This is a genomic window from Lentzea sp. NPDC005914 (assembly GCF_040629405.1).
Taxonomy (GTDB): domain Bacteria; phylum Actinomycetota; class Actinomycetes; order Mycobacteriales; family Pseudonocardiaceae; genus Lentzea.
On sequence record NZ_JBEXVQ010000056.1, the window covers coordinates 42,777 to 48,863 of the forward strand.

Annotated in this window: 4 protein-coding genes and 2 pseudogenes; 2 read left to right on the plus strand and 4 right to left on the minus strand. The window is 68.6% G+C overall.

Features of this window, described 5'->3' with window-relative positions; translation table 11 throughout:
- Nucleotides 1–257 precede the first annotated feature (257 nt).
- Nucleotides 258–404 carry a hypothetical protein gene (locus ABZ345_RS44685; RefSeq protein WP_359861391.1) on the plus strand — a complete coding sequence of 49 codons (147 nt, stop codon included), beginning with the start codon at nucleotides 258–260 and terminating at the stop codon, nucleotides 402–404.
- A gap of 15 nt (nucleotides 405–419) precedes the next feature.
- Here ABZ345_RS44685 and ABZ345_RS44690 read toward each other — a convergent pair whose 3' ends face one another.
- The 4 genes and pseudogenes from ABZ345_RS44690 to ABZ345_RS44705 form a co-directional block, all read right to left on the minus strand.
- Nucleotides 420–941, minus strand: coding sequence for a cold shock domain-containing protein (locus ABZ345_RS44690; protein WP_359861400.1), 522 nt, complete (start codon nucleotides 939–941; stop codon nucleotides 420–422).
- Nucleotides 942–950: 9 nt separating this feature from the next.
- A pseudogene (locus ABZ345_RS44695) lies at nucleotides 951–1,130 on the minus strand (cold shock domain-containing protein); the annotation flags it as partial.
- A gap of 42 nt (nucleotides 1,131–1,172) precedes the next feature.
- Nucleotides 1,173–1,358, minus strand: a pseudogene (locus ABZ345_RS44700) (cold-shock protein); the annotation flags it as partial.
- A 472-nt stretch (nucleotides 1,359–1,830) separates the two neighbouring features.
- Nucleotides 1,831–4,644 (minus strand): BTAD domain-containing putative transcriptional regulator, encoded by a 2,814-nt coding sequence (locus ABZ345_RS44705; protein ID WP_359861393.1) that lies wholly within the window; start codon nucleotides 4,642–4,644, stop codon nucleotides 1,831–1,833.
- 216 nt (nucleotides 4,645–4,860) lie between these two features.
- Between ABZ345_RS44705 and ABZ345_RS44710 the strand changes: the two genes are divergently transcribed.
- Nucleotides 4,861–5,364, plus strand: coding sequence for a hypothetical protein (locus tag ABZ345_RS44710; RefSeq protein WP_359861395.1), 504 nt, complete (start codon nucleotides 4,861–4,863; stop codon nucleotides 5,362–5,364).
- Nucleotides 5,365–6,087 lie beyond the last annotated feature (723 nt).

A 6,087-nucleotide genomic window follows, 5' to 3' on the forward strand; every position in this document is an offset into this window, starting at 1 on the left:
CAGAACGGACCTCAACGGCTTCGAACGGAACCGCGCCGACCTGCTGGAGCCTTTTCCGCAGGTCAGCGCGACCCCAGTGCCATAGTTCACACAGAAGGAGTCCTCGGATCGACCTGAACTGCGCCCAAATGCCCTAAACCGCAGGTCAACGGCCCTGAACGGACGCGTACGGCGATCACGGCACAGGTGAGCACTTAGTACTTCTGGGAGCAGACGACATGACCGCATCTGCCTGCTCCGAACTCACGTTCATACCGATGAGCGAACGTCGTGGTGCAGCGGATGATTCTACAGCACGGCGGAACACGCCTGCTGCTTCCGTGCGCGTGCGGGCGCGCTACGACCACCGGGCGGCCGAGGCGCCGTGGCAGCGCCGCTACGTCGCCCGCTTCGAGGCGTCGTAGGACCGTCCCGGACGGTCAGGCGCGCTCGACGGCGTCGGCCTGCGGGCCCCGGTCGCTCTGCCGGATGCGGAAGCGCACCCGCTCGCCGGCCACCAGAGGCTCGCCGGAGACCACCGAGACATGCACGAAGAGGTCGGGCCCACCCGCGTCGGGAGTGATGAAACCGAAGCCCCGGTCCGCGTCGTAACGGGCCACCGAGCCGTCGCCCGCGCGGGCTGCGGGCCGGGTGGCCGGACGGGCCTGGCTGGGGGCCGCGGCGGCCTCCACCGGCTCGCCGGTCGCGACGAACCGCACCTCGCGCGCCTGACGACCCTGGTCCGCGGTGACCGTGGTGAACGAGACCCGGTCGCCCTCGGCCGGCAGGTACAGGTCGTCGACCAGGGCGCGCACGTGCAGGAAGACGTCACCCGCCCCGTCGTCGGCGGCCACGAAGCCGAACGACTTCTCCTCGTCGAACCACAGGACGGAGCCGTCGGCGCCGTCGCCGGGCGCGACCAGAGGGGCTCGGCGGACACCGGCGTCGAAGCTCAGCGGCACCAGGTGCTGGGCCTGCGGCCCCTTCTCCCCCGCGGTGACGACGAAGGCCACCCGCTGCCCGGCCGCGAGGACGCCCCCGGTGACGATGGCGGAGGAGTGCACGAACACCTCCGCACCCCCGCCGTCCGGCGCGGCGAACCCGTAGCCCTTGGCCGGCTCGTACCAGGAGACGGTGGCGAGCACACCCAGGGCCGCGTCGGGCGCGACGTCCCCGGTGACGGCGACGTGCAGCGCCTGCGGACCGCGGGGTCCCTCACCGGTCTCGAACTCCACCGTCTGGCCCTCGCGCAGCGCCCGGGCCGCGCCCTCGCCCTGCACCTGCGAGACGTGCACGAAGATGTCGGCGCTGCCGTCGTCGGGGGCGAGGAAGCCGAAGCCGCGCTCGAGGTCGTACCAGCGGACGGTTCCCTGCTGCACGGTGCACTCCTCGTCTAGCGGGTGGTCGGAGGTCCAGTGTCCCAGGCGCCGGATCCCCGCTGCGCCACCGTGCGCCGCTACCGTGACCGGCGTGCCGCCGCGTCCGCTACCCGTGCGCGACGGGCTCAACCCCACGCGGCTGCGGCTGCGAATGGGCAGACGTTCAGGCAGCGCAGGCACACATTGCGGCGGCGACCTCGACGTCCGGCCCGGCCGGTCCGGCGGCCTCGTCGTGACGGTCCGACTCCCCGCAAGTCACGGCGTGCGGAGCCAGCTCACCCGACGCCAGAGGTGCTCAAGCGGCCTGTAGCGGTGGGCGCGGCCAGAGGGCCTCGCACTGCGCCCGACCCACTTCCACATGCCGCCGAGCGTGCACGCCGGCCTCAGACGAGACAGAGCCGATGAGCCTTGGAAGAGCAAAGAATGGGAGCAACTCCGCACGTAGAACCGCCGAGACAGTCCTTAGCAGACGTCATCCGAGATCGTCGAGCTGCCGTCGCATTCGCGCGGCATCGTTGTCGCGTCCTTGCTCCCGGTACAGCTCCAGCGCCTCCCGCCACGCCTCGCGCGCCCGATCTGACTGTCCGAGTGCGGCGTGAGGATGGCCTACGTTGTCGAGGGTGTCCGCGACGTGGTAGGCGTTGCCCTGTGTTCGGTACAGCGCGACGGCCTGGTAGTAGTAGCCGACGGCCTGCTGGTAGTCGCCGACGCGGTGAGCGATGAGCCCGAGGCTGTCCAAGGTGGCCGCTTCGCCGTCCAGGTTGTCGTGGCGCCGGTGCAGGGTGAGGGCGGCATGGCAGTAATCACGGGCTGTGTCGAAGTCATTTGTGCGCGCGGCGTACCAACCGACTTGGCTGAGCGCAACGGCTTCCAGCACCGGCTGGCCCAGGGCGCGGCGGAGGTCGAGGGCGTGGCGGGCGTGGTCCAGCGCTCGCGGGTCGTCTCCCTGCTGCTCCCACACGAATGCAAGCGCAAGGTGGGTGTCTGCCTGTTCGGCGGAGTCGTGGTGGCGCACTGCCAGGTCAAGGGCGCGGTTCAGGTGCCGGGAGGCCTCCTCGTACAGGTCCAGCCGAGCACAGGCGAAGCCGAGGCTCCGGAGGGCACGACTGAGGGCGGTCGGGTCAGGCAGGTAGGCAGCGGCGTCCACCGCGACTCGCCACATGTCGAGCATGTCTCGCCGATGTGCCCGCCGGAAGTAGAAGGTGCTCAGTGCCCAGGCGAGGTGCCAGACGACGTTGTGGCGTCGGACGGAGACCGCGACACGCTGGGCGGCCAGCAGATTAATGTGCTCGACCTCCAGCCATGCCGTTGCGGCTGCGGCGTCGGGCAGCGAGTGCGGGTGCACGCCGGGCGCGGGTGAGTCGGGCGGCAGAAGCTGGCGAGTGGGTTCCATGAGGCGGTCAGCGTTGTGTGCGGTGTTCAGGTAGAAATCCAACACTCGGTTAAGGGCTGTCTCCCGCATGTTGTCGGGCAGGTCGCGAGCAGTAGTCGCCGCGTAGGCGCGAACCAGGTCGTGCATTGCGTACCGCCCGTGCGCCCGTCGTCCGATCAGAGATGCCTCCTCGAGCGCCAATAGCGCACGACGCGAGTCAGCCAGCGACAGGCCGGTGAGTGCGGCCACGGCGGGCAGGGCGACGTCGGGTCCGGGAGCGACGCCCAGCAGTCCGAACACGGCGCGCTGTTCGTCGGTGAGCCGGCGCAGAGACCAAGACAGCACGGCTGGCAGACTCGCGCTGGAGTCCGTGCCGTGGTCGAGCATCTCCACGCCGAGTTCTCGCAACTCGGCCGCGATCTCGGTCAACGAGATGGCCGGGTGGGAAGCGGCGTTGCGGGCCGTGATCGACAGGGCCAACGGGTAACCCCCGCACAGCGCAACCAGCTCGTCAACGGCGTCGGGTTCGGCGGCGACGCGGTCCATGCCCAAACGTGCGACGAGCAGAGCTCGTGCCTCGGCCCGGTCCAGCACGTCCAGTTGAAGATGACGTGCCCCGTGCCGGTCAATCAGCGAGGCGAGCTTGACACGGCCGGTGACCAGCACGGTGCAGGTCGGGCTGCCTGGCAGCAGCGGCGCGACCTGGTCGGCGGTAGCGGCGTTGTCCAACACCACGAGCATCCGCTTTCCGGCCACCAGGCTGCGGTAAAGCGCCGCCTGGGCGTCCGGGTCGGCCGGGATGCGATGAGGGGCGACACCGAGCGCGGTGAGGAACCCGAACAACGCGGCGTCGGGCGTCACCACCTGTTCTGTGGGGCTGAAGCCGCGCAGGTCGGTGAACAGCTGCCCGTCCGGGAACCGGTCCAGGTGACGGTGTGCCCACGTCAGAGCGAGCCAGGTCTTCCCGATCCCTCCGGCTCCACCGATCGCGGTGATCAGCACCGTTCTGCCAGGCGGCCCGACCTCGGCGGGAGCAGTGTCCGCAGCGGAGTTGAGAGAAAGGGTCGCGTCGAGCCGATCCAGCTCCTCTCGGCGCCCGACGAACGAGGCGGGTGCGGCGGGCAGCTGTCGTGAGATCACCACCGCCTGGGTCGCCACCCCGGCGTGTGCGGAGATCAGCCGCGGGTCGCCGACCAGGATCTGCTGGTGCAGGTTCTGCAGAGCCTCACCGGGATCGGTGCCCAATTCCTCGACCAGACGTCCCCGCAGTTGTCGGTAATGGTCCAGCGCGTCCGCCGATCGCCCGGCGCGGTGCAGGGCCACCATGTACTGGCCAGCGACACGCTCGTCCAACGGGTTCCGCACGGCACGCGCCGACAGCGGCGGGACCAGTTCCTCACCCAGGCCGAGGGCGAGCCTGGCGTCGGTCAGGTCGCGCTCGGCCGCCTCGTACTCCTCCTGCCATCGATCGCGCTCGCTGTTGACCCATTCCCCGCTCAGGCCGCACAACGGCGGGCCCTGCCACAACGCCAGCGCCTCGGTCAGCAGCGCAACCTTGTGCGGGTCATCCGCCACACCTCGAACTCTCCCACGAAGGGCACGGAACCGGAGCAGATCGACCGCCTGGTCGGGCCGGTCGATCTCCAGGGTGTAACCGTCGGAACGGCGCACGATCGCCAGCGCGCCGGAGAACGCGCCGCGCAGCCGGGAGATATGGGTGTGCAACGCCGCTCGCCCCCGTCGTGGCGCATCAACACCCCAGACCCGGCTCATCAGCCGATCTGCTGGCACCAGCCGGCCCGCGTCCACCGCCAAGGCGGCCAGCACACACCGTTGCCGCGGAGTTCCGAGGTCCACCAGCCGTTCGCCGACCCGTGCGGTCACCTCTCCCAGTAAAGCGATCTTCACCCACATCCCTGCCCCCTCCAGGACCAGGAATAGCGCGCTGACCAGCGACATACAGAAAGTTGACCAGTAATTCGCACGAACGGCCGAGCATCGTGGCGATTAAGACGACCCGGTGGAGATCATCTCGACCGGTCGCCCTACGTGATCAAACGACATTGACTCCAGCACCAGGAGCTGCGCAAGAAAATTTCGCAGCTGATAGAGGAACACAAAGGAGAACCTGTGAAATCACTCCGTTTAAGGCAGGGCCTGACCGTCGGCATCGCACTCGCGGTTGCCCTGATCACCGGCGTGAGTTCGTCCGCTCATGCGGCGGCCTCGGTCAACGGTGACGCGCAGTTCCACCCGTCGGGCACTCTGTCGATCACCGAGGTGTCCGCGACGGGGACATCGCTGCAACTGACCGCAGTGACCATCGACGACGTGACTCCGCAAGAGCTCACCTACACCCTCTCGAAGGAGAAGACCCAGAACTGGTACCTCGCCGCCCTGGCCGGCGGCATTCCGGCGGTGATCTCGTTGTGCGCAACCTCCGCGCCGGGCTGGCTGAAGGTGCACTGCGCGACGCTGGGTTCCATCGCCGTCGCGTTGCTGGTGGCCAATCCACCCAACGGCAGGTGCCTGCAGGCGTTCGCCAAACTCGGCTGGCCTCCTGTCGGAGCCAGGTACGTCACCTGTCCCAGCCTGGCCTTGAGCACGGACGCCAGGTTCGGGCTGCCCGCCTGACGCAGGGCCCGTCTGACGGAACCAGAGGTGGATTGATGGCGAACCGTCGTCATCAATCCACCTGGCCGTAGTGCCGGACGCGATCGCTAACCACACTGATCGACGACACGTTCCAGAACTCAGCCGGGACGACGTGGTGTGGCTGGCAGTCGCGGCCCGGCCTGTCCTGTCCCCCTTGGGTGCGCCGCGTCTGAGCGCTGTCAGGTCGAAACTCTCCGGAGCGCCGAGGATGCCCGCTGCCCTCCCGGAAACGGGCCGCGGGCGCCGGGCCGAGTGCAGACCCAACCGAGCCGGCTACCTCTTCCGCTACTGGCTCCGCAGTACGCTGCTCACGCACATCGGTCAGTCATCGCGGCGCCAGTACAGCGAACGCGATGGACAACCAGAGCGCACCCATGGGTCATCAAAGCTCTACTGCGTCGGCCTTTTCTGCTCGCCCGAACAGACTGAGCCGAGCACTGATCTGAACCGCTACGCGATCGCTCTGATCGACCAGGTCTGCAACGTGCGCCCGTGCCGCCGAGCGCGCCACCTCCGCTTCTGCCGATGAGCGGACGAAGTCGGACTGCGCGTAACTGGTTTCTTGTCTGGCCGGCATTCTGCTGCGTTTGATCGCCCGCGTGGGCCGCTAGATGGTTGATTCCAAGGGGTAGCCCAGATCCGGGCATGGGACGAGGGTGTCCATGATCATTGTGTGACGAATGAAGTGGACACCCTCGCGAC

What these genes read in the sequence shown, in the direction of transcription:
- ABZ345_RS44705 (WP_359861393.1), bottom strand. Translation starts at nt 4,644, where the DNA reads ATGTGGGTGAAGATCGCTTTACTGGGAGAGGTGACCGCACGGGTCGGC.
- ABZ345_RS44685 (WP_359861391.1), top strand. Translation starts at nt 258, where the DNA reads ATGAGCGAACGTCGTGGTGCAGCGGATGATTCTACAGCACGGCGGAAC.